At 72.5% G+C, this 22,197-nt stretch carries 19 protein-coding genes and 2 riboswitches; of the genes, 11 read left to right on the forward strand and 8 right to left on the reverse strand.

The genetic code is table 11. From position 1 onward, the window contains the following. Positions 1-25 precede the first annotated feature (25 nt). The 4 genes from NMK44_RS04240 to def all read left to right on the forward strand — a co-directional run bounded on the left by NMK44_RS04240 (position 26) and on the right by def (position 4,999). Positions 26-1,420 (forward strand): HD-GYP domain-containing protein, encoded by a 1,395-nt coding sequence (locus NMK44_RS04240; RefSeq protein WP_254738304.1) that lies wholly within the window; start codon positions 26-28, stop codon positions 1,418-1,420. A gap of 323 nt (positions 1,421-1,743) precedes the next feature. Continuing rightward, on the forward strand, positions 1,744-3,090 hold the full coding sequence (locus tag NMK44_RS04245; RefSeq protein WP_374215236.1) for an HD-GYP domain-containing protein: 1,347 nt from the start codon (positions 1,744-1,746) through the stop codon (positions 3,088-3,090). Positions 3,091-3,308: 218 nt separating this feature from the next. Continuing rightward, a complete protein-coding gene (locus NMK44_RS04250; protein ID WP_201871384.1) occupies positions 3,309-4,295 on the forward strand; it encodes a tetratricopeptide repeat protein in 987 nt (328 codons plus the stop codon). Between the two features lie 74 nt (positions 4,296-4,369). Next, positions 4,370-4,999 carry a peptide deformylase gene (gene def, locus NMK44_RS04255; protein ID WP_254738306.1) on the forward strand — a complete coding sequence of 210 codons (630 nt, stop codon included), beginning with the start codon at positions 4,370-4,372 and terminating at the stop codon, positions 4,997-4,999. Between the two features lie 80 nt (positions 5,000-5,079). Here the strand turns inward: def and NMK44_RS04260 are convergent, their stop codons facing one another. From NMK44_RS04260 to NMK44_RS04275, 4 genes are all read right to left on the reverse strand, one after another. Then, a complete protein-coding gene (locus NMK44_RS04260; protein WP_254738308.1) occupies positions 5,080-6,102 on the reverse strand; it encodes a ribonucleotide-diphosphate reductase subunit beta in 1,023 nt (340 codons plus the stop codon). Beyond that, positions 6,093-8,489 carry a ribonucleoside-diphosphate reductase subunit alpha gene (locus NMK44_RS04265; protein ID WP_254738310.1) on the reverse strand — a complete coding sequence of 799 codons (2,397 nt, stop codon included), beginning with the start codon at positions 8,487-8,489 and terminating at the stop codon, positions 6,093-6,095. Before NMK44_RS04265 ends, NMK44_RS04260 begins: the two co-directional genes overlap by 10 nt. A gap of 135 nt (positions 8,490-8,624) precedes the next feature. Then, positions 8,625-8,753: riboswitch (cobalamin riboswitch) on the reverse strand. A 65-nt stretch (positions 8,754-8,818) separates the two neighbouring features. After that, positions 8,819-10,318 (reverse strand): FGGY-family carbohydrate kinase, encoded by a 1,500-nt coding sequence (locus NMK44_RS04270; protein WP_254738312.1) that lies wholly within the window; start codon positions 10,316-10,318, stop codon positions 8,819-8,821. After that, entirely contained in the window at positions 10,315-11,367 is a 1,053-nt protein-coding gene (locus tag NMK44_RS04275; protein ID WP_254738314.1) for a 2-hydroxyacid dehydrogenase, read from the reverse strand. Before NMK44_RS04275 ends, NMK44_RS04270 begins: the two co-directional genes overlap by 4 nt. A 94-nt stretch (positions 11,368-11,461) precedes the next feature. Between NMK44_RS04275 and NMK44_RS04280 the strand changes: the two genes are divergently transcribed. The 3 genes from NMK44_RS04280 to NMK44_RS04290 are packed head-to-tail and all read left to right on the forward strand — an operon-like array spanning position 11,462 to position 14,419. Further along, positions 11,462-12,124 (forward strand): histidine phosphatase family protein, encoded by a 663-nt coding sequence (locus tag NMK44_RS04280; RefSeq protein ID WP_254738316.1) that lies wholly within the window; start codon positions 11,462-11,464, stop codon positions 12,122-12,124. Continuing rightward, on the forward strand, positions 12,121-12,921 hold the full coding sequence (locus NMK44_RS04285) for a DeoR/GlpR family DNA-binding transcription regulator (protein WP_254738318.1): 801 nt from the start codon (positions 12,121-12,123) through the stop codon (positions 12,919-12,921). The genes NMK44_RS04280 and NMK44_RS04285 overlap by 4 nt, the downstream gene beginning before the upstream one ends. Positions 12,922-12,961: 40 nt before the next feature. Continuing rightward, positions 12,962-14,419, forward strand: coding sequence for an FGGY-family carbohydrate kinase (locus tag NMK44_RS04290; RefSeq protein ID WP_254738320.1), 1,458 nt, complete (start codon positions 12,962-12,964; stop codon positions 14,417-14,419). A gap of 22 nt (positions 14,420-14,441) precedes the next feature. Here the strand turns inward: NMK44_RS04290 and NMK44_RS04295 are convergent, their stop codons facing one another. Beyond that, positions 14,442-14,942 (reverse strand): GNAT family N-acetyltransferase, encoded by a 501-nt coding sequence (locus tag NMK44_RS04295; RefSeq protein WP_254738322.1) that lies wholly within the window; start codon positions 14,940-14,942, stop codon positions 14,442-14,444. A 58-nt stretch (positions 14,943-15,000) separates the two neighbouring features. Further along, positions 15,001-15,062: riboswitch (guanidine-III (ykkC-III) riboswitch) on the forward strand. 35 nt (positions 15,063-15,097) lie between these two features. Here NMK44_RS04295 and NMK44_RS04300 point away from each other — a divergent pair. Next, a complete protein-coding gene (locus NMK44_RS04300) occupies positions 15,098-15,412 on the forward strand; it encodes a DMT family transporter (protein WP_254738324.1) in 315 nt (104 codons plus the stop codon). A gap of 494 nt (positions 15,413-15,906) precedes the next feature. Here NMK44_RS04300 and mctP read toward each other — a convergent pair whose 3' ends face one another. The 3 genes from mctP to NMK44_RS04315 form a co-directional block, all read right to left on the reverse strand. After that, a complete protein-coding gene (gene mctP / locus NMK44_RS04305; RefSeq protein ID WP_254738326.1) occupies positions 15,907-17,547 on the reverse strand; it encodes a monocarboxylate uptake permease MctP in 1,641 nt (546 codons plus the stop codon). After that, entirely contained in the window at positions 17,544-17,822 is a 279-nt protein-coding gene (locus tag NMK44_RS04310; protein WP_254738328.1) for a DUF3311 domain-containing protein, read from the reverse strand. The genes mctP and NMK44_RS04310 overlap by 4 nt, the downstream gene beginning before the upstream one ends. Before the next feature lie 229 nt (positions 17,823-18,051). Continuing rightward, positions 18,052-18,840: a GntR family transcriptional regulator gene (locus NMK44_RS04315; protein ID WP_254738737.1), complete on the reverse strand. Its 789-nt coding sequence runs from the start codon at positions 18,838-18,840 to the stop codon at positions 18,052-18,054. A gap of 249 nt (positions 18,841-19,089) precedes the next feature. Here NMK44_RS04315 and NMK44_RS04320 point away from each other — a divergent pair, with 249 nt between their 5' ends. From NMK44_RS04320 to NMK44_RS04330, 3 genes are read left to right on the forward strand one after another with little or no spacing between them, the layout of a single operon-like run. Next, on the forward strand, positions 19,090-20,361 hold the full coding sequence (locus NMK44_RS04320) for an extracellular solute-binding protein (RefSeq protein WP_254738330.1): 1,272 nt from the start codon (positions 19,090-19,092) through the stop codon (positions 20,359-20,361). A gap of 4 nt (positions 20,362-20,365) precedes the next feature. Further along, entirely contained in the window at positions 20,366-21,367 is a 1,002-nt protein-coding gene (locus NMK44_RS04325) for a carbohydrate ABC transporter permease (RefSeq protein ID WP_254738332.1), read from the forward strand. Continuing rightward, entirely contained in the window at positions 21,364-22,194 is an 831-nt protein-coding gene (locus NMK44_RS04330) for a carbohydrate ABC transporter permease (RefSeq protein WP_254738334.1), read from the forward strand. The genes NMK44_RS04325 and NMK44_RS04330 overlap by 4 nt, the downstream gene beginning before the upstream one ends. Positions 22,195-22,197 lie beyond the last annotated feature (3 nt).

Raw genomic sequence — 22,197 nt, forward strand, 5'->3', positions numbered from 1 at the left:
GACCCTGGACCGGGAGGAGGGCGCCGTGCGGGCACTTCCTCTCGGGGCGCGCATCTACGTTCTGTGCGCCGTATTCACCGCCGCGGTGTGCGCCGCCCCCGTGCTCCGGCCCCAGGCCGCCGTCCCCTGGGCCACCGTCGTCCTCCTCGCCGCGGTCTACGCGGCGGGAGCCCGCGGCACCCGGGCCCCGTGGCCGGAGTGGTACAGCCCCGTGCTTCTGGCCGGGGCTTTTCTGCTGCCACCCGCCGCGGCCGCTCTCGTCGCCGTCCCGGGTGCGCTGCTCGCGCCGGTCGAACGGCGCCCGGCCGGGGTGCGCCGGATCTGGCACGCCGCACAGCAGGCCGTGGCCGTCTGGGCCGCCGCACGGACGTTCGGCGCACTCGGCGGACGGGCGGCGCTCGACGCCGTCCCAGCGCCCGGCGCACCCGGCTTCCCGTCCGCCCTGGCCGCCGCGACCGCCGCCGCGCTGGTGCTCTGCCTGGCCGTGATCGTCCTGGAGTGCGGGGTGCTGGTCAGCGCCGAGCGGCACTCCCCGCGCGCCGCCTGGCGCGGCCGGGTCCTCGGCTCGCTCGTCCCGCACCTGGTGCACGGTCCGGCGGGGCTGGCCATGGCGGTGCTCTGGCACAGCCCCTACGGACCGCCCGCGGCGCTGCTGGTGCTGCTGCCGATGTACGTCTCCGCCTGCGTCTTCGCCCTCTACCACCGGGAGCGCGGCGCCCACCAGGCGACCATCCGCGCCCTCGTCCAGGCCGTCGACATCAAGGACCGCTACACCCGCGGGCACAGCGAACGCGTCGGCCGCGCCTCGGCGATGATCGCCCGCGAGCTGGGCATGCGCGGTGACCGGCTGGAGGCGCTGCGGATCGCGGGCATCCTCCACGACGTGGGCAAGCTGGGCGTGCCCACCCGGATCCTGCGCAAGAACGGGCCGCTGACCCCCGAGGAGCGCCGGATCATCGAGCTGCACCCCGAGTACGGCCATGAGATGGTCCGCGGCATCGGCTTCCTGGGCGAGGCGCGCGCGGCCATCCTGCACCACCATGAACGGCTGGACGGCACCGGCTATCCGTACGGGCTGGCCGGAACGCAGATCCCGGAGTTCGCCCGGGTGGTCGCGGTGGCCGACGCCTTCGACGCGATGACCTCCACGCGTACGTACCGGCGGGGGCGGCCGGTGGCCACCGCGGTCGAGGAGCTCAAGCGGTGCGCGGGCTCGCATTTCGACCCCCGGATGGTGCGGGCCTTCTCCCGCGCCCTGGACCGGCACGGCTGGCACGCCGCCGTCACGGCGGACGCCGCCGGTGAGGAGCGCGGAAACGCTCCGGCAGACCCGTCGCGGGCCCTGCCCGAACCCGCCGTCGCGGCGACCCGCGGCGGATCCGCCGCAGCCCGCCCGGACACCACGGACGGTGCGCCGTGACCGCCGGGCGCGATCCCGCCGACGAGCGCCGCGCCCGCGACGAGAGCGCCGCCGGGCACATCGCACGCGGTCGGGCGCACCGCCCCCCGGCCCGGGGGCCGCTGCGACGGCCCGGGACACGGGAGACCACCGCGCCGGCCGGGGCCCGCGGGGTGCCCGGACCGGCGGGCCCCGCCGATACGGCCGGTTCCACCGACGCCACCCCCGGCGCGGGTCCGCCGGGCTCCCGCGCGGACCGGACGGCCGCGCGGCGGTTCACCGACCCCCTCGATCGGCTCGCCGGGCGGCACATCCGGGCGGTGGGCCGGTCGCGGCGGGGCGGGATCCGGGGCGCGGCCGAGGGCGAGCGCCGGACCGGGGCCCTCACCGTGGCCGCGGTGTACGGCGCCGCCGGGGCGCTCGCCGTCGTCGCGCTCGGCTGGACCGAGTGGCACGGGGTGCGCGAACCGGAGGCGGCGCTCGCCTTCGGGGTGCTCATCGCCGTCGGGGAGGCCATCCGGTGCGCCGATGTCCCGCCCGCGCTCCCGCGCGCGAGCGGAGAGCACGAACAGCGCGGAGAGCCCGCGCCGGTGGCCGCCGCGGGCGCCCTGGGCTACGCCCTGCTGGGACACCTCGACGGGCAGCCCACCACCCACGGGGTCCTCCAGGTCGTCACCGTCGTCGTGGCCGCCTCCCTGGCGGGCATGGTGCCGCGGCTGGCGCTGGGCTGCCCGGCCGACCCCGGGCACACCGCCCGCCGGGTGCTCACCGTCGCGTTCGCCGCCACCTGCTTCCAACCGCTGCACCACACCGGCCGGTTGACCTCCTGGTTCGGCCAGGGGGCGGCCACGGTCGGCTATTTGCTCGCACTGCTGGCCCTGACCGCGCTGTGCGACGCCGTGCTGGCCGCCGCGCTGGCCCGCGCCCGTACCGGCTGGCCGTACGTCCCGCTGCTCCGCGACGAGCTGTGGGCGCTGCCCGGGGTCGGGTCGGCGATCTGCGCGACCGGGGTGGTGATGGCGCTGGGGGTCGCCGTCGCCGGGCTGGGGGCGCTTCCGGTGCTGTCGGTGCCGCTGCTGCTGATCCAGTACGCGTTCCGCCGTTACGCGGGCATACGGGCCACCTACCGGCAGACCATCGCCTCGCTGGCCCGCTCCACCGAGATAGCCGGGTACACCCCCGCGGGCCATGCCCGTACGGTCGCCGGGCTCAGCCGGGCCGTCGGCCGTGAGCTGGGACTCTCCGAACCGGCGCTGACCGTGCTGGAGTACGCGGCGCTGATGCACGACATCGGGCAGCTCTCCCTGGTGGACCCGGTCCCCGCCGGGGCCACCGAACCGCTGCCGGGGGCGGAACAGCGCAGAATCGCCCTGCTGGGAGGTGCTGTGGTGCGCCAGACCGGGGTACCCGCCGAGGTGGCGGTGATCGTCGAGCGGCAGGCCGACCCGTACCGGGACCAGCCGCTCACCGCGCGTATCGTGCGCGCGGTGAACGCGTACACCGAGCTGGCGACCGCCCCGGCGGCAGGGCCGGACGGCCCGGCGGGCACCGCGGGAGCGGCCCCGCTGCACGCCCTGGAGCGGCTGCGGCTGGCCACGGCCCGTGACTTCGACCCGGCGGTGGTCGAGGCGCTCGCCACGGTGCTGTCCAGCCCGGTGCGGGGCCGGTCCCCGCTGAGAACTCGCGGGTAATGAGCGGGTGTCCCAAGAGGCATGGTTGGATGCGAGGAGAGGGGTGTCGGGCCGATGGCCGGTGGCAAGGAGGTGTGGTGGGCATCGTGTCCCGGCCGAAGCGAGAGGGGCCGGGCTGAGATGTCCGCGAATGTGTGGCAGGTTGTCCCCCAGGGAGGGCGACGCCGTCCGCGAAGGCATCTGGTTCGGGACTACTTCGATACCGGCAGGCGGGAATCGTGAAGATCTTCGGCAAGGTACGGCACCGGCCGTCCGCCTCATGGCGGCAGGCCACGGACCGTGCGTTCACGCTCATCGGCGACGGCCGGTACGAGGACGCGGGCGCGCTGCTGACCCGCGCCGCCGATCTGGAGCCGTGGCTGTCGGAGTCCTGGTTCAACCTGGCCCTGCTGCACAAGTTCCGGCACGACTGGGAGCAGGCCCGCGCCGCCGGGCTGCGCGCGGTCGCGCTGCTGGACCGGGAGACCGGCGCTCCCGACTGGTGGAACGTGGGCATCGCCGCCACCGCCCTCCAGGACTGGCCGCTGGCGCGCCGCGCCTGGCAGGCGTACGGGCTCAAGGTGCCCGGTGAGGCGTCCGCGTCCGGTGAGCCGCTGGGCATGGAGCTGGGCAGCGCTGCGGTGCGGCTGTCGCCGGAGGGCGAGGCCGAGGTGGTCTGGGGCCGCAGGCTGGACCCGGCCCGGATCGAGGTGCTGTCCATCCCGCTGCCGTCCTCCGGGCGGCGCTGGGGCGAGGTGGTGCTGCACGACGGCGTGCCCCACGGTGAACGGGTGACCTCCGCGGGCCCGGCCTACCCCGTCTTCGACGAGATCGAGCTGTGGGCGCCGTCCCCGGTGCCCACCTGGGTGGTGCTGCTGGAGGCGGCCACCGAGGCCGACCGGGACGCCCTGGAGCGGCTCGCCGCGGACGCGGGCTTCGCCGCCGAGGACTGGTCGTCCTCGGTGCGGCTGCTGTGCCGCTCCTGTTCGGAGAGCCGGATGCCCAGCGACGAGGGCGAGGGCGAGCACCTGGACCCGCACGACCACAGCGAGCCGGGCCACCCCGGGCCGCTGGGGCACCGTACGGCGGGCTCGGGCTCGCTGTGGGTCGCCGAGCGCGAATGCGGGATCGCCGCGCCGAGCGGGCTGGTGCGGGGGCTGCTGGACGGCTGGGTCGCCGACAGCCCGGACACCCGTGAGTGGCGGGATCTGGAAGAGGTCTGCTGACGCCCGTGTCACTCCGGGCGGGCCGTACTCTGTAGGGCGACGCATCAGGGTTGAAGGAAGGCGTACGGCGGACGATGTCGCAGCAAGGGACTGAACAGCAGGTGGACGGCGAGTTCATCGTGGACACGGAGAACTGCGAGGAGCGCGAGCGGGCCTACCGCGAGCGCGGCACCGCCCGCCCGATCACCGTCGTCGGCAATCCGGTGCTGCACCGCGAGTGCCAGGAGGTCACCGAGTTCGGTGACGACCTGGCGCGGCTCGTGGACGACATGTTCGCCAGCCAGCGGGCGGCGGAGGGCGTGGGCCTGGCCGCCAACCAGATCGGCGTGGACCTGAAGGTCTTCGTCTACGACTGCATGGACGACGAGGGCGTCCGGCACGTCGGCGTGGTCTGCAACCCGGTGCTGGACGAGCTGCCCGCCGAGAGCCGGGTGCTGGACGACTCCAACGAGGGCTGCCTGTCCGTCCCCTCCGCCTACGCCGAGCTGCCCCGCCCGGACGTCGCCGTGGTCCGCGGCCAGGATGCCGAGGGCAAGCCGATCGCGGTGCGCGGCACCGGCTACTTCGCCCGCTGCCTCCAGCACGAGACCGACCACCTCTACGGCCGCCTCTACATCGACCGGCTCTCCAAGCGCGACCGCAAGGACGTGCTGCGGCAGATGGCCGAGGGCACCCCGCGCTACGAGACCGTGCCCAACGACTGAGCGCGCCCCCACCCGACGCACCACGGGCCGGACCCCACCGAGGGGTCCGGCCCGTGGCGCGTACGCGGTGGGTCAGCCGGTCAGAACTCGTCGTCGAAGGAGACCGAACCCTCGACCGCGACCTGGTACGCCGAGGCGCGCCGCTCGAAGAAGTTGGTCAGCTCCTGGACGTTCTGGAGCTCCATGAAGGAGAACGGGTTCTCCGAGCCGAAGACGGTGGGGAAGCCGAGGCGCATCAGGCGCTGGTCGGCCACGCACTCGAGGTACTCCTTCATCGAGGCGGTGTTCATCCCCGGCAGCCCGTCACCGCACAGGTCGCGGGCGAACTGGAGCTCCGCCTCGACGGCCTCCTTGAGCATCTCGGTGACCTGGTGCTCGAGTTCGTCGTCGAAGAGGTCGGGCTCCTCCTGGCGGACGGTGTCCACCACCGAGAAGGCGAACTCCATGTGCATCGACTCGTCGCGGAACACCCAGTTGGTGCCGGTCGCCAGGCCGTGCAGCAGCCCGCGCGAGCGGAACCAGTAGACGTAGGCGAAGGCGCCGTAGAAGAACAGCCCCTCGATGCAGGCGGCGAAGCAGATCAGGTTGAGCAGGAAGCGGCGCCGGTCGGCCTTGGTCTCCAACTGGTCCAGCTTCTCCACCGAGTCCATCCAGCGGAAGCAGAATTCCGCCTTCTCCCGGATGGAGGGGATCTTCTCCACGGCCGCGAACGCCGCGGTGCGGTCGTCCGGATCGGGGAGGTAGGTGTCCAGCAGCGTCAGATAGAACTGGACGTGCACGGCCTCCTCGAAGAGCTGCCGCGAGAGGTACAGCCGCGCCTCGGGGGAGTTGATGTGCTTGTAGAGCGTCAGCACCAGGTTGTTGGCCACGATCGAGTCGCCGGTCGCGAAGAACGCGACCAGGCGGCCGATCAGGTGCTGCTCGCCCGGGGAGAGCTTGGCGAGGTCGGCCACGTCCGAGTGGAGGTCGACCTCCTCCACCGTCCAGGTGTTCTTGATCGCGTCGCGGTAGCGGTCGTAGAAGTCCGGGTACCGCATCGGCCGGAGGGTGAGTTCGAAACCCGGGTCGAGCAGGTTCTTTGCAGAGTTGGACATTACTGGCATGCCTCGCAGGACTCGGGGTTCTCCAGGGAGCAGGCGATGGCGTCCTCGTCGGCGGGCGCCTGCTGGACGGGGATGGTGGCGGCGGCCGCGCCGCCGCGCGCCGACTGGGCGATCCGGGTCGCCGGGCGCGAACGCAGGTAGTACGTGGTCTTGATGCCCTGCTTCCAGGCGTACGCGTACATCGAGCTGAGCTTGCCGATGGTCGGCGAGGCCATGAAGAGGTTCAGCGACTGGCTCTGGTCGAGGTACGGCGTACGGGCCGCGGCCATGTCGATCAGGGCGCGCTGCGGCACCTCCCAGGCGGTGCGGTACAGCGCCCGGACGTCCGCGGGCACCCAGGAGAAGTCCTGGACCGAGCCGTTGGACTCGCGCAGCGCCTCACGGGTCTGCGCGTCCCAGACGCCCAGCTTCTTCAGGTCGTCGATCAGGTAGGAGTTGACCTGGAGGAACTCACCGCTGAGGGTTTCGCGCTTGAAGAGGTTGGAGACCTGCGGCTCGATGCACTCGTAGACACCGGCGATCGAGGCGATGGTCGCGGTCGGCGCGATGGCCAGCAGCAGCGAGTTCCGCATCCCGGACTTCGCCATCCGCTGCCGCAGGGCCTCCCAGCGCTCCGGCCAGGTGGCCACCGCGTCCGTGTAGTGGTCCGGGTGCAGCACACCGCGAGCGGTGCGCGTCGCGGACCAGGCCGGATGCGGGCCGTGCCGCTCGGCGAGATCACAGGACGCCTCGTACGCGGCGAGCATGATGCGCTCGGAGATCCGGGTGGAGAGCTGCTTCGCCTCGGGGGAGTCGAACGGCAGCCGCAGCCGGAAGAAGACGTCCTGGAGGCCCATCAGGCCCAGACCCACCGGACGCCAGCGGGAGTTGGAGGCCCCGGCCTCGTCCGTGGGGTAGAAGTTGATGTCCACCACGCGGTCGAGGAAGGTCACGGCGGTGCGGACGGTGGCGTCCAGCCGCTCCCAGTCCATCTGACCGTTCTCGCCCAGGTGGGCCGCGAGGTTGACCGACCCCAGGTTGCACACGGCGGTCTCGCCGTCGTCGGTGACCTCCAGGATCTCCGTGCAGAGGTTGGAGGAGTGGACGACCTTGCCGGGCTCGGCGGTCTGGTTGGCGGTGCGGTTGGCAGCGTCCTTGAACGTCATCCAGCCGTTGCCGGTCTGCGCGAGCGTGCGCATCATCCGGGCGTAGAGCTGGCGCGCCGGGACCTGCTTGACCGCGCGGCCCTCGGCCTCGGCCCTGCGGTACGCGGTGTCGAACTCCTCGCCCCACAGGTCCACCAGCTGCGGTGCGTCGGCCGGGGAGAACAGCGACCAGTCGGCGTCCGCCTCGACCCGGCGCATGAACTCGTCCGGGATCCAGTGGGCGATGTTGAGGTTGTGGGTGCGGCGGGCTTCCTCACCGGTGTTGTCCCGCAGCTCCAGGAACTCCTCGATGTCCGCGTGCCAGGTCTCCAGGTAGACACAGGCCGCGCCCTTGCGCCGGCCGCCCTGGTTGACGGCGGCCACCGAGGCGTCCAGCGTGCGCAGGAACGGCACGATGCCGTTGGAGTGCCCGTTGGTGCCCCGGATCAGCGAACCGCGGGCCCGGATGCGGGAGTAGGACAGACCGATGCCGCCCGCGTGCTTCGACAGCCGCGCGACCTGGTGGTAGCGGTTGTAGATGGAGTCCAGCTCGTCCAGCGGGGAGTCCAGCAGGTAGCACGAGGACATCTGCGGATGCCGGGTGCCGGAGTTGAACAGCGTGGGGGAGCTGGGCAGGTAGGACAGGGTGCTGGTGAGCCGGTACAGCTCGGCGACCTCGTCCAGGGCTCGCTCGCCGAGGTCCTCGGCCAGACCGCAGGCGACCCGGAGCAGGAAGTGCTGCGGGGTCTCGATGACCTGACGGGTGGTCGGGTGGCGCAGCAGGTAGCGGCTGTGCAGGGTGCGCAGTCCGAAGTAGCCGAAGCGCTTGTCGGCGCCGTCCGCCAGCGCCCGCTCCACCAGCGCGTCCAGCCGGGCGGCGTGGGTGGTGACGAACTCGGCGGTGCTGTCGGCGATCAGGCCCTCGCGGTGGCCCACCGCGACCGAGGACGAGAAGGAGACCGCGCCCTGCCCGGCCGCCTCCTCGGTGATCGCCAGGGCCAGCAGCCGCGCGGCCAGCCGGGAGTACTCCGGCTCGTCCGCGATCAGCCCGGCCGCCGCCTCGGTCGCCAGAGTGCGCAACTCCGCCTCGTCCGAGCCGGGATGACGGCCGCGCAGGGCGGCGGCCGCGACCTTGCCGGGGTCGGTGGCGGGCAGGTCGGCGGTGAGCCCGGTGAGGGTCCGCAGCAGCGCGGTACCGGGCGCGTCGGCCTCTGCCTGGGAAGCCGTGGCCTCTGAAACCGGGTCGGCGGGCGCGATGGTCACTGAAGTGTTCTCCCTCGCTCGGCTGGGGGCCAGGAGGGATGGGGAGCGAAGGTCGCGTACGGGCATGACGAATCCGCACTACCGTACGAACGCATACCGCGCAGCGTCCAACAACCCAACCCGCGAGGCCCGGACGTGTTCAGACGGCCGTCGGCAGGTCATCGGACTCACGGGTACACATATGCGCACACGTACACCGTTGCGGGACAGTTCCGGATTCCCACCGGATTCCCCTGCGTCGACAGCGAGGACGAGCATACATCTTGTGTCGGCCGACGCACGCGCCCCCACATCTTGTGTCGCCCACGGGGGAGTTTCCCACGTATGTGCTATTGCGGGGCGGCTTCCACCTGCTGTTCCCGGGCCTTTTCCCGCCAGCCGGCCAGGGCATGGGCGAGCTGCGAGCGGTAGTCGGCGTAGCCGCGTTCGAAGATCTCACGGCGGTCCGGATCGGGTGTGACGGTGCGCGCGTCGGCCTGCCAGCGCTCCGGGTCGACCGGCTCACCGAGGCTCTCCCAGGCGACCGCGACGGCGCCGCGCGCCCCCACTTCGGGCTCTCCGGGGATCCGCACCGGGCGGCCGAGGACATCCGCGAACAACTGGGTCCAGGCCCGGGACCGGGTGCCGCCGCCGCACAGCGCCAGGTTCGCGGAGAGCCCGGCCGCCTCCAGGCAGTGCCGGGCGGCGTAGGCGATGGACTCGCAGACCGCGCGGACCGCGTCGGCACGGGTCGAGGCGAGGGTGAGCCCGTCGAGCCGCCCCTGGGCGGCGGGTTCGACGAACGGCGCCCGCTCGCCCGCCCCGGACAGGAACGGCAGTGCGGTGACCCCGCGGGCGCCGGGCGGGCTGTCGGCCAGTATCCCGTCGAGGCCGGCGGTGGTGGCCCCGGTGAACTCCAGCGCCCATTCCAGGGCCGCGGTGCCGACCATCGCGGGCATCGCCCGCAGCCAGCGCGTGGGGTCGGGGGTGCACAGCCACATCCCGGCCGGATCGGCGGCCGGGTCGATCCGGGCGTCGTCGGTCAGGACCTGGCAGGCCAGGGTGGTGCCCACGATCAGCAGTCCGTCGCCCCGCTCCCGCACCCCGCTGCCGATGGCGCAGGCGGGCAGGTCGTAGGGGCCCGCGGCGACCGGGAGTCCGGCCGGGAGGCCGAGCAGCCGGGCGCCCTCCTCGTGCAGCGGGGCGAGTGCCCCGGGCGCGGCGGGCTCCGGCAACAGCCGTGCGTACCCGGCGATTCCGCACATCTCCAGCGCGTCGTGGACATAGCGGCGGGTGGTGACATCGAGGAACGGCAGCGAGGCGTCGGAGGCGTCCACCCCGATCACCCCGGTCAGCCGCTGCGCGACCGCGTCCACGCAGTAGCCCGCGACCTCGGCCCGCTCCAGCGACCGCGGTTCATGCTCGGCGAGCCAGGCCAGCAGCGGGGCGTGGCAGCCGGGGAACACCCCCGAACCGGTACGCGCCCACAGCGCCCGCAGGGTGCCGTCCGCGCGCCAGCGGGCCACCGTCCCGGCCGCTCTGCCGTCCATCCACGAGATCGGCGGACGCACCGCCCGGCCCGCCGCGTCGCGCAGCCACAGCCCGTCCCCCTGGCCGGTCAGGGCGAGCGCCACGGGAGGCGCGGGCAGGGCGGCGGCGACCTCGCGGCACACCTCGGCCACGGTGCGCAGCACATCCTCCAGGTCCTGTTCGACCCGGCCGCCGGACCGCCGGTCCAGCCGGCTGGGACGGCTCGCGGACGCGATGGCCCGCCCGTCCCGGCCGAAGGCCACGGCCTTGGTGACCGATGTGCCGATATCGACTCCGATCATCACCCGGTCGGTGCTCATGGCGTACGGACCTCCGTGACCTCGGGGTTGGCGGGGTGGGCGAGCTTCTCGCCGCGCACGTACCGGGCGACCTCGGCCGCGGTGATGGCGGCCGCGCGGTGGGCGGTCTGCCGGGTCGCCCCGGCCAGGTGCGGGGTGGTGACGACGTTCGGCGCGGAGTGCAGCGGCCAGTCGGCGGGCGGCGGTTCGACGTCGTAGACGTCCAGCGCCAGGGCGCCCAGCCGCCCGCTGCGCAGCGCCCCGGGCAGCGGGGCGTAGTCCAGGAGTCCGCCGCGCGCGGTGTTGACCAGGACGGCGCCGGGCCTCATCCGCGCGATCCGCTCGGCGTTCAGCAGATGGCGGGTCTCCGGGGTCAGCCGGGCGTGCAGGCTCACCACCTCGCTGCGGTCGAGGAGTTCGTCCAGGCCGACCGGTTCCACCCCGTCGGCGCGGGCGGCCTCCGGATCCGTGTAGGGGTCCGCGACCAGCACCCGGGCACCGAAGGCGCGCAGCACCCGGGAGACGATGCGGCCGATGGCCCCGTAGCCCACCAGCCCGACGGTCGCCCCGTCCAGCTCGATTCCGGCCTCCTCGTACGCGTAGAGGTCACCGCGCCAGCGCCCGGCGCGCAGTTCGGCGTCGGCCGCCGGGACGCGCCGCATCGCGGCGAGCATCATGCCGATCGCGAACTCGGCGGCGGCAGCGGCGTTGCGGCCCGGGGCGAAGCTGACGGCGACCCCCGCGCGGGTGGCCGCGGCCAGGTCGACATTGACCGGGCCGCCGCGGGAGACGGCGACCAGGCGCAGTCCGGGGCGGGCGGCGAAGACCTCCGCGGTGAACGGCGCCATCTGTGTCACGCACACCTCGGCGCCGGTGAGTGCCTCGATGAGCTCCTCCTCGGTGCCGCTGGCCTCGGTCACCCCGCCCACCGGGCCGAACGGCTCATGGGGCCAGGGCAGGGTCAGCTCGGCGACCTCCAGGGCCCGGTCCGACGGGCCGATCCGGTCGTGGAGGGCCTCGGCGATCAGCCCGGGGGTGACGAAGTGGTCTCCGGCGGCGAGGACGCGCATAAGGGCCTTCCTTCGGCGATACATCACATGAACGATGCTAGATTTAACATCCCTGACTTGATCAGGCAATGGCCGACGCGTGGGAGGCGCCCGGATGACCACCCGACTGCTGCTGGTACGCCACGGCGAGACCGTCTGGCATGCGGAGAACCGCTACGCCGGGATCTCGGACGTGGCTCTGACCGGGCGCGGCCACCGCCAGGCCGCCGCGCTCGCCCGCTGGGCGGGGGAGCGCGGGGTGGACGCGGTCGCCTGCTCCCCGCTGAGCCGCGCCCGGCTCACCGCCGCTCCCGCGGCCGAGGCGCTGGGCCTGGCGCCCCAGATCGTCGAGGAGCTGCGCGAGGTCGACTTCGGCTGGGGCGAGGGCCGCACCATCGCCGAGATGGAGGCCGAGGACCCGGCGGCGGTACGGGCGTTCCGCGAGGACGCCGAGACCGGCGCCTTCCCCGGTTCGGAGCCGCCGGGCGCGGCCGGGCGGCGCGCCGCCGCCGCGCTGCGCGCCCTGGCCGCCGCGCACCCGGGGCGCACGGTGCTCGTCGTCGCGCACAACACCCTGCTGCGCACCGCGTTGTGCGCCCTGCTGGGCATCCGCCCCGGCCGCTACCGCGAGGTCTTCCCGCGGCTGGACAACGCGGCGGTGACCGAGATCGAGCTCACCGGCGACCGCACCGCGCTGCGTTCCCTGAACGTCCCCACCGGGCACGGCGTCCCCGCCGGGCGCGGCCACGGGGGCGGTACGGAAGAATCCCCGGCATGACCTCCACCGGCACCCCGGGCGGCTCCGCCCGCTCCCAGGACGCCCGCAGGCAGACCATCACCGAGTACGTGCTCGAACGCTCCACGGCCACCGCCGCGGAGCTGGCCGAGCTGACCGGCGTCAGCCTGATGACGGTCCACCGGGACCTCGACGAACTCGCCCGGCTGGGCGTGGTGCGCAAGTTCCGGGGCGGGGTCTCGGCGCTGCCCTCGTCGGTCTTCGAGTCCAGCCTGGACTACCGGATGGGCGTCAACCGGGCCGAGAAGGAGGCGGTCGCGGCCGCCGCCGCGGAGCTGGTCGAGCCCGGTATGTCGGTGATGCTGGACGACTCCACCAGCGCGCTCGCACTGGCCCGGCTGCTGGTGGCGGCCGTCCCGCTGACCGTGGTGACCAACGCGCGGCGGGTGGTGGAGGTCTTCGCCGGGGTGCCGCAGACACGGCTGATCGGGCTCGGCGGGGAGTACTCGCACACCCATGACTCCTTCCTCGGGGTGCCGTGCGCGGAGGCCATCGAGGCGCTGTCGGTGGACATGGTGCTGGTGTCCACCTCGGCGATGGACGCGCGCACCACGTACCACCAGGAGCAGGACGTGGTGATGGTCAAACGGGCCATGCTGGCCGCCGGGCGCCGCAAGGTGCTGCTGATGGACGCCTCCAAGACCAGGCGCACCGCGCTCCACCGGCTGTGCCCGGTGGACGACTTCGACCATCTGGTGGTGGACGGCGCGGTGGAGCCGTCGCTGCTCACGGAGTTGCGGGAGCGCACCGACGTCCGGGTGGCGGCGATCGGTACCTGACTCCCTCCGAAATCACATCCTGCATGTTAATTTAACGAGCATGCGTGATGTGATGGGTGAGGTCGTCGCCGGGATCGACATCGCCACGGCGGCGGTACGGGTGCTGTGCGTCGACGCGGCCGGCCGGGTACGGGCCGAGGGCCGCGCGACCCTGCCGACGCCGCACCGCGGTCCGGGCGGCCACAGCGAACAGCCGGCCGGGTCCTGGTGGCCCGCGGCCGCCGCCGCCCTGCGGCAGGCCACCGCGGCCCTCCCCGCGGGCGGCCGGGAAGTGGCGGCCGTCGCCACGTCCGCCACCTCCGGCACGATCGTCCCCGTGGACGGCGCGGGGGAGCCGGCCGGTCCGGCGCTGATGTACGACGACCGCCGTGGCGCCGCGTTCAACGCCCGCGCCCAGGAGCTCGGCGCCGACCGCTGGCGCGCGCTCGGCCTCTCCGTCGGCCCGACCGCCGCGCTGGGCCGGATCGCCTGGCTGGCCGAGGACTCCGGCCCGGGGAGCGGTCCCGCGCGGGGCGTCCTCCACACCCCCGACCTCATCGGCCGCCGGCTGACCGGCGGGCCCGTGGCCACTGACTGGAGCCATGCGCTCAAGAGCGGTTACGACCCGCGCGAGGGCGGCTGGCCGGAGGAGGTCATGACCGCCCTCGGGATCCCCGCCGACTGGCTGCCGCCGGTCCGGCCACCGGCCACCGCCGTCGGGACCGTCTGCCCGGAGGCCGCCGCGGAGACCGGCCTCCCCGCCGGGTGCGCGGTCCGGCTCGGGATGACCGACGGCTGCGCCGGACAACTGGCCACCGGAGCGGTGCGGCCGGGCCAGTTCGCCGGGATCCTCGGCACCACCTACGTCCTCAAGGGCGTCACCCGCGACCTGGTCACCGACCCCTCGGGCGCCCTCTACAGCCACCGTCACCCCGACGGCTGGTGGCTGCCCGGCGGCGCCTCCAACACCGGCGGCGAGGCCCTGGCCCACGTCCCGGCGGACCGGCTGCCCGCGCTCGACCGGGCCGCCGCCGACCGCGGTCCGGCCTCCGTGATCGCCTATCCGCTGCGCCGCGAGGGCGAGCGCTTCCCGTTCGTCAGCGGCGCGGCCCGCGGCTTCGTCCGCGGCACCCCGGACGGGGACGCCGACGCCCACCGCGCCGCGCTGGAGGGCGTCGCCTTCCTGGAGCGCCTGGCGCTGGACCGGGTGCGGGAGCTGGGCGTCGCGGTCGAGGGACCGCTGTGGGCGGCGGGCGGCGGCAGCCGCAGCCCGCTGTGGACCCGGATCCGCGCCACCGTCCTCGGCCGCCCGCTGCGGGTGGCCGACCACGCCGAGACGGCCTTCGGCGCCGCCCTGCTGGCCGCCTCCGGCACCCTCCACCCCGACCTCGCCACCGCCGCCGCGGCGATGGTGCGCACCGGGCGGGACATCGAGCCGGACGGGACGGAACGCGCGGCCCTGGAGGACTCCTACGCCGCCTTCACCGCCGCGCTGCGCGAACGCGGCTGGCTGGACTGACCACGGGCCACCCCTCCGGGCGCTACAGCGCCACCGTGAAGGCCCAGATCCGCATGCCCGGCACCGGCTCCCAGTCCCGCTCCGGGGCGCGGACGAACCCCAGCCGGCCGTAGAGCCGGTGGGCGGTGGTCATCTTCGGATGGCTGGAGATCACGATCCCCGTCAGACCCAGCGCCCGCGCCTTGTCCATGCACGCCCGCACCAGCGCCTCCGCCACCCCGCGCCGCCGCGCCTCATGGCGCACCGCGAGCATCCGGAACTCGCCCTCGCCCGGCCGGGACCGCTGGGAGTACGGCGCCCCGTACGCGGCGAAGGCCAGCGCCCCCAGCACCGTCCCGCCGGCGGAGTCCGTGGCGACCAGCACCTCGGACTCCCCGGCCCGCCGCCGGGCGTCCCGCAGATCCTCCAGATAGGGGTCCTCGGCCCCGAAGTCGAGCAGATCGTCGCCGAGGTAGATCGCCGCGGTCATCTCGCCGACCTCGTCCAGCTCCTCGTCCCGTGCCCGCCGCACCGTGATGTCCATGACCGCAGTGTGCCCGACCTCACCATCTCCTGGCTCCCCGATTCATGTTCAATGGGAAGCGGATGCCCCCGGGCACCCCGGACGAGCGCGTCGTACCCGGTCAGGACAAGACGGCGCAGTCAGCGAAGTCTGCTACTGCGTGAGGTGTTCCCGTCATGGCATGGGTCATTCTGGTGCTGTCCGGTCTTCTGGAGACCGTCTGGGCCGCGGCGCTCGCCGCGTCACACGGCTTCAGCCGATTCCGCCCCAGCGTTCTGTTCGCCGTCGCCGCCGTGCTGAGCATGGCCGGTCTGTCCTACGCGATGCGCTCGGTGCCACTGGGCACCGGCTACGCGGTCTGGGTCGCCATCGGGGCGGTGGGCACCGCCGGTTACGGCATGGCCGCCCTGGGCGACCCGGTGAGCGCCGCCCGGATCGTCTGTCTGCTGCTGATCGTCGCCGGTGTGCTGGGCCTGAAGCTCCTCCACTGACGCGCCGCACGACGCCCGCGTGCGGCGCGGGCGAGGTCCGGCACACCTTTGCGGGGGCCGCGCCCGTCCGCGCCGGGCCGTGGGGCGGGCCCGTGACGCTCACGACGACCGCGGGTCGGTCCCGTGTGCCCGCGGCGGGCAGGTGACGGGCCGGTGACGGCCGCGCGACAGCCCCGCCCGGCCCGGTGTCGGGCCCGTGCAGCGCCGCGGCGGTGCGCGGCCGACGCGCCCGCATGACCGCGCGGCCTCGCCAGGGTCCCGCGCAGCCGCGCTACGACCGCGCACCGTCCTGCGACGGGCTGACCGGACCCCGTGACCGGTTCCAGTACGGCCACGCGGCGGGCCCGCGCGGCCCCGCAAGTCCCGCGCACGGCCGCGGGACGACCTCTCGCCGGCCCGGTGCCGGGCCCGCGCGGCCGTGCGGCGGGCCCACACGCACAGGACCGCCGCCTCCCGGGGAGGGAGGCGGCGGCCGGTGGGGACGGGGGAGAGGGTCAGTGGGCGCCGGGGGCGCCTGCCGTCGCCGGGGGGAGTTCGGCCTCGACGCCCGGGTCGCCCGCGTCCGCGGTGTAGTCGGACGGGGAGGTCTCGTCCACGCCGTCCGGCGCCTTGACCGCCCGCAGGACCAGCGTCAGGACCACGGTGACCACCACATTGAGGACGAACGCGGTGAGACCGATGTAGCCGATCTCCCCGATGCCCGGGATCTCCTTCGAGCTGCCGCCGAAGTGCTTCTGGTCGGGGTTGACCGGGCTGGGCACGCCATAGGCGGCGAGCGTGCCGTAGACCATGCCGACCGCCCAGCCCGCCAGCAGCGCCCAGCGGTGGAACCAGCGGGTGAACAACCCGCCCACCAGGGCCGGGAAGGTCTGGAGGATCCAGATGCCGCCCAGCAGCTGGAAGTTGATCGCGACCGTCTTGTCCATCCCCAGGACGAAGACCAGCGCACCGACCTTCACCATCAGCGAGACCAGCTTGGAGACCTTGGTCTCCTGCTCGGGCGTGGCGTCCGGTTTGATGAAGTCCTTGTAGATGTTGCGGGTGAACAGGTTCGCCGCGGCGATCGACATGATGGCCGCCGGTACCAGCGCGCCGATGCCGATGGCGGCGAAGGCCACACCCGTGAACCAGTCCGGGAACATGTCCTCGAAGAGCTGCGGAATGGCGAGCTGGCCGTTGTCCACCTTCACCCCGGCCGCGATCGCCATGAAGCCCAGCAGCGCCAGCAGACCCAGCATCAGCGAGTACAGCGGCAGGATGGTGGTGTTGCGGCGGATCACCTCACGGCTGCGGCTGGAGAGCGTCGCGGTGATCGAGTGCGGGTACATGAACAGCGCGAGCGCCGAGCCCAGGGCCAGCGTGGCGTACGCCCATTGCTGTTTCTCCCCGCTGGCCAGCGCGCCGCGTGGCTGCCCGGTGGTGGGATTCTCCTGCGAGAGGGCGGCGCCCGCCTTCGCGAAGATGTCGTCGAAGCCGCCCAGCTTGATCGGGATGTAGATGATCGCCACCACGATGACGATGTAGATCAGGGTGTCCTTGACGAAGGCGATCAGCGCCGGGGCACGCAGCCCGGAGGAGTAGGTGTACGCCGCGAGCACACCGAAGGCGATCAGCAGCGGCAGGTCCTTGATGAACCAGTTGGTGTTCTCGCCGCCGCCGACGCCCATCACGTCCAGCACCGCCTGGATGCCGACGAGTTGGAGGGCGATGTACGGCATGGTGGCGAGGATGCCGGTGACCGCGACGGCCAGCGACAGACCCTTGGAGCCGAACCGGCCGCGGACGAAGTCCGAGGTGGTCACGTACCCGTGCTTGTGCGACACCGACCACAGCCGGGGCAGGAAGGTGAAGATCAGCGGGTAGACCAGGATCGTGTACGGGACCGCGAAGAACCCGGACGCCCCGGCCGCGTAGATCGCCGCCGGGACGGCGACGAAGGTGTACGCGGTGTAGAGGTCGCCGCCGAGCAGGAACCAGGTGATCCAGGTGCCGAAGCTGCGGCCGCCCAGACCCCATTCGTCGAGGTTGTTCGCGTTCTCCGCGGCGCGCCAGCGGGCGGCCAGGAAGCCCATGACCGTGACGGCTACGAAGAAGAACAGGAAGACGCCGAGTGCGACGCCGTTCACGTCTTTCATGCCGATCCGCCCTCCTTGCGCGCCCGCCGCTCACGCCGGACGAGCACATAGGCCACCGAGGTCAGCACGGCGGAGACCGGTACCCAGAGCATCTGGTACCAGTAGAAGAACGGGATGCCGATGAAGGCGGGCTCGACCTTGGCGTACGAGCCGACCCAGAGCATCGCCGCGAAGGGCACGATCAAGCAGAAGGCCACCACCACACGGGTGGGCGTGACCACCGGTCTCCTGCCGGACGCACCGGCGGAACCGGTCGGATCAGATGTGTCGGACATGGTGGCGGGCTCCCGTCCCCTCGGCTCATCACCTGCGTCTATGGCTGATCGCTACGCTGATCATGTACGTAATGAGCAGGAAATCTAAGCCCGCGGCCCGGCAGCCGTCACTACCCGTCCGCATATCGGTATGAGAAAGAAGTGGCCTCATCCGCGACTCGGCCCCCGTACGGCGCCCGGAGGGCCGCCTGGGGCCCGGGACGGCCCACCGGGCCGGTGGGCCGTCGGCTCAGCCGCGGGGCCGCTGGAGCCGGGCCACGAACTTGTAGCGGTCGCCGCGGTAGACCGAGCGCACCCACTCCACCGGCTCGCCGGAGGCGTCCAGGGAGTGCCGGGAGAGCATCAGCATCGGCAGTCCGACGTCGGTGCCCAGCAGCCCGGCCTCGCGCGGGGTGGCGAGCGAGGTCTCGATGGTCTCCTCGGCCTCGGCCAGGTGGACGTCGTAGACCTCGGCCAGGGCCGTGTACAGCGAGGTGTACTTGACCAGGCTGCGGCGCAGCGCGGGGAAGCGCTTGGCTGACAGATGGGTGGTCTCGATCGCCATCGGCTCACCGCTGGCCAGCCGCAGCCGCTCGATGCGCAGCACCCGGCCGCCGGTGGCGATGTCCAGCAGCCCGGCGAGCCGGTCGTCGGCCGTGACGTAGCCGATGTCCAGGAGCTGGGAGGTGGGTTCCAGCCCCTGGGCCTTCATGTCCTCGGTGTAGGAGGTCAGTTGGAGGGCCTGGGAGACCTTGGGCTTGGCCACGAAGGTGCCCTTGCCCTGGATCCGCTCCAGCCGCCCCTCGACCACCAGCTCCTGGAGGGCCTGGCGCACGGTGGTGCGCGAGGTGTCGAACTCGGCGGCCAGGGTCCGCTCCGGGGGCACCGGGGTGCCCGGTGGCAGTGTCTCGGTCATCTCCAGCAGATGCCGCTTGAGCCGGTAGTACTTCGGTACCCGCGCGGTGCGGGTCCCCCCGGAGTTGTTGCCGCTCTCGGCCGCGGGTGTGGTGGCCGTGGCCGTAACCCCCTCGGTCTCCATCGCGTGCCCTTCCGACTCCTGGTCTGCTGCCGTCACCGGCTCCTCCGAATTCAGCGGCTCACATCGTGGCACGGTCCCGCGCTCCGGCGGCGGCCCGGGGCGGATGTCGACAGATGTCGGTCCGGTAACGGAGCCGCCCGCGACTCTTATACACCCTTGACACCCCCAAAGGTCTAGGCCAAGCTGCGGGGCACTGGTGCACTGGTCTAAACCATTAAACCCCTCATCCGGTCCTTTGAGGAGAGTGCTGTGAAGCGTGGGCTCATAGCGGCGACGGGTGTCGCGGCAATGCTGGTGAGCGTCGCGGCCTGTGGGTCCGGCGACGGCGACGACAAGGCCGGAGCGGACGGTTTCAAGGGCGAGACGCTGACGGTGTGGGCGATGGACGGATCCACCCCGGACGGCTGGACGAAGGATGTCAAGGCCGCTTTCGAGAAGAAGACCGGCGCCACGCTGAAGCTGGAGATCCAGCAGTGGAACGGCATCCAGCAGAAGGTGACCACCGCGCTCTCGGAGTCCGATCCGCCGGACGTCCTGGAGATCGGCAACACCCAGACCCCCTCCTACGCACGCACCGGGGGCCTCGCCGAACTGGGTGACCTCAAGAAGTCGATCGGCGCCGGCTGGTCCCCGTCGCTCAACAAGTCCGCGGTGTACGACGGCAAGCAGTACGCCGCCCCCTGGTACGCGGCCAGCCGCGTGGTCCTCTACAACAAGAAGATCTGGGCCGAGGCGGGGCTGAAGGGCGTTCCGAAGACCCGCTCCGAGTTCTTCCGGGCCCTGGACACCATCCGGGACAAGACCGATGCCGAACCGCTCTATCTGCCGGGCCAGAACTGGTACTTCTTCGACGGACTGACCATCGGCACCGGCGCCGACCTGGTGAAGAAGCAGGGCGGCCGCTGGGTCTCCAACCTGGCCGACGCCAAGGTCGCCAAGGCCATGGACATCTACAAGCAGTACCAGTCCTTCAGCGAGGCGCCCAAGAACAAGGACGAGGCCACCCCGCAGCAGGGCGAGGTCTTCGCCAAGGGCAGGACCGGTGCCTTCATCGGGATGGGCTGGGAGGCGGCCATCGCCGTCAAGGCCAATCCGAAGATCGAGAAGGACATCGGCTACTTCACCATCCCCGGGGAGACCGCGGACCAGCCCGAGGGCGTCTTCCTCGGCGGCTCCAACCTGGCCGTGGCCGCGGGCAGCGAGAAGCAGGAACTGGCCAAGGAGTTCCTGAAGATCGCGCTGAACGACACCTTCGAGGGACAGCTCGCCAAGGAGGGCGGGGTGATCCCCAACAAGGAGTCCCTCCAGGACCGGCTGAAGGGCAACGCCGCCGCGGAGGCCGCCGCCCCCGCCGTGGCGACCGGCGGCACCACCCCGCTGATCCCGGAATGGGCCGCGGTGGAGAACGCCCCCAACCCGGTCAAGTCCTATATGACCGCCGTGCTCAAGGGGACGTCCCCCGCGGACGCCGCGGCGTCGGTCGAGGGCGAGCTGAACAAGCGCCTCAGCCAGGAGAACTGAGCCTGTGGCTGTCGCGACCGAACACCAGGACCCCGGACCGGCCGCGGCCGGGGTCCGCCGGGGAGCGGCGCCGCCGTCCCGGACCGCCCCTCCGGCGGGGCGTTCCGGACGCGGGCGGCGGGGCGGTGCGGCGCCCTATCTGCTGCTCCTGCCCGCGCTGGCCGCGACCGCCGCGCTGCTGGGCTGGCCGCTGGTGAAGAACGGCATGCTGTCGTTCCAGAACCTGAACATGCGGCAGCTCATCCAGCACCTCACCGAGTGGAACGGCACCGCCAACTACCGCGAGGTGCTGGGCAGTGCGGACTTCTGGCGGGTCACCGGCCGCTCGGTGGCCTTCACCGGCGTCAATGTCGTGCTGATCATGGTGCTGGGCACCTTGACCGGACTGCTGCTCGCCCGGCTCGGCACCCGGATGCGGCTGCTGCTCTCGACCGGTCTGGTCCTCGCCTGGGCCATGCCGGTGATCGCCGCCACCACCGTCTTCCAGTGGCTCTTCGCGGCCCGTTTCGGGGTGGTCAACTGGGTGCTGGACCGGCTCGGATGGCACTCCATGGCCGACTACAACTGGACCGGCGGCCAGTACTCCACCTTCTTCGTCATCACCGTGCTGATCGTCTGGCAGTCGGTGCCCTTCGTGGCCCTCAACCTCTACGCGGCCACCACCACGATCCCCCGGGAGCTGTACGAGGCGGCGGCGCTCGACGGCGCGGGCGCCTGGCGCGGCTTCACCTCGGTGACCCTGCCCTTCCTCAGGCCCTTCCTGCTCGCCACGGTCTTCCTCGAAGTCATCTGGGTCTTCAAGGCGTTCCCACAGGTGTTCGCGATCAACGAGGGTGGTCCGGACCGGCTCACCGAAACCCTCCCCGTGTACGCCTTCATCGAGGGGGTCGGCAACCAGCACTACGGCATGGGCGCCGCGATCTCGCTGCTCACCATCGTGATCCTGCTGGTCCTGACCTCCTCCTACCTCCGCATCGCCCTCAGGAAGGAGGAGGACGAGCTGTGAAGCGCTCGCCGCTGGCCCGGCTGTGGCCGAACGCGACCGCCGTCGTGCTCTTCGCCGGCTTCGCGTTCCCTGTCTACTGGATGTTCTGCACGGCCCTCAAACCGGCCTCGGACATCGTCGCCGAGGACCCGGTGTGGTTCCCGGCCTCGGCCACCCTCGAGCACTTCGGCACGGCCGTGCGCGCGGACCACTTCTGGACGCTGGTGCGGAACTCCCTCACCGTCACCGTCTCGGCGGTCGCGCTCTCCCTGATGATCGCGCTGCTGGCGTCCTTCGCCCTGGCCCGGCTGCGGTTCCGGGGACGGCACGGCTTCCTGGTCACGTTCATGATCGCGCAGATGGCGCCCTGGGAGGTCATGGTGATCGCGATCTATCTGCTCGTCCGCGACGGCGACATGCTGAACAGCCTGGTTCCCCTCACCCTGTTCTACATGGTGATGGTGCTGCCGTTCACGGTGCTCACGCTGCGCTCCTACATCGCCGCCGTACCCCGGGAGCTGGAGGAGTCGGCGATGGTCGACGGCTGCACCCGGTCCCAGGCGTTCACCCGGGTGATCTTCCCGCTGCTGGCGCCCGGTCTGATGGCCACCTCGCTCTTCGGCTTCATCACCGCCTGGAACGAGTTCCCGCTGGTGCTGATCCTCAACAAGGACGCCGAGGCCCAGACCCTCCCGCTGTGGCTGTCCAGCTTCCAGACCAACTTCGGCGACGACTGGGGCGCCACCATGGCGGCCGCCTCGCTCTTCGCCGTACCGATTCTGCTGCTCTTCCTGTTCCTGCAACGCAAGGCGGTCGGTGGGCTCACTTCCGGCGCTGTGAAGGGATGAACC

The sequence above is a fragment of the Streptomyces cucumeris genome (assembly GCF_024295805.1).
Lineage (GTDB): Bacteria > Actinomycetota > Actinomycetes > Streptomycetales > Streptomycetaceae > Streptomyces > Streptomyces cucumeris.

What these genes read in the sequence shown, in the direction of transcription:
- def (WP_254738306.1), top strand. Translation starts at nt 4,370, where the DNA reads ATGTCGCAGCAAGGGACTGAACAGCAGGTGGACGGCGAGTTCATCGTG.
- NMK44_RS04260 (WP_254738308.1), bottom strand. Translation starts at nt 6,102, where the DNA reads ATGCCAGTAATGTCCAACTCTGCAAAGAACCTGCTCGACCCGGGTTTC.
- NMK44_RS04270 (WP_254738312.1), bottom strand. Translation starts at nt 10,318, where the DNA reads ATGAGCACCGACCGGGTGATGATCGGAGTCGATATCGGCACATCGGTC.
- NMK44_RS04275 (WP_254738314.1), bottom strand. Translation starts at nt 11,367, where the DNA reads ATGCGCGTCCTCGCCGCCGGAGACCACTTCGTCACCCCCGGGCTGATC.
- NMK44_RS04280 (WP_254738316.1), top strand. Translation starts at nt 11,462, where the DNA reads ATGACCACCCGACTGCTGCTGGTACGCCACGGCGAGACCGTCTGGCAT.
- NMK44_RS04285 (WP_254738318.1), top strand. Translation starts at nt 12,121, where the DNA reads ATGACCTCCACCGGCACCCCGGGCGGCTCCGCCCGCTCCCAGGACGCC.
- NMK44_RS04290 (WP_254738320.1), top strand. Translation starts at nt 12,962, where the DNA reads ATGCGTGATGTGATGGGTGAGGTCGTCGCCGGGATCGACATCGCCACG.
- NMK44_RS04295 (WP_254738322.1), bottom strand. Translation starts at nt 14,942, where the DNA reads ATGGACATCACGGTGCGGCGGGCACGGGACGAGGAGCTGGACGAGGTC.
- NMK44_RS04300 (WP_254738324.1), top strand. Translation starts at nt 15,098, where the DNA reads ATGGCATGGGTCATTCTGGTGCTGTCCGGTCTTCTGGAGACCGTCTGG.
- mctP (WP_254738326.1), bottom strand. Translation starts at nt 17,547, where the DNA reads ATGAAAGACGTGAACGGCGTCGCACTCGGCGTCTTCCTGTTCTTCTTC.
- NMK44_RS04310 (WP_254738328.1), bottom strand. Translation starts at nt 17,822, where the DNA reads ATGTCCGACACATCTGATCCGACCGGTTCCGCCGGTGCGTCCGGCAGG.
- NMK44_RS04315 (WP_254738737.1), bottom strand. Translation starts at nt 18,840, where the DNA reads ATGGAGACCGAGGGGGTTACGGCCACGGCCACCACACCCGCGGCCGAG.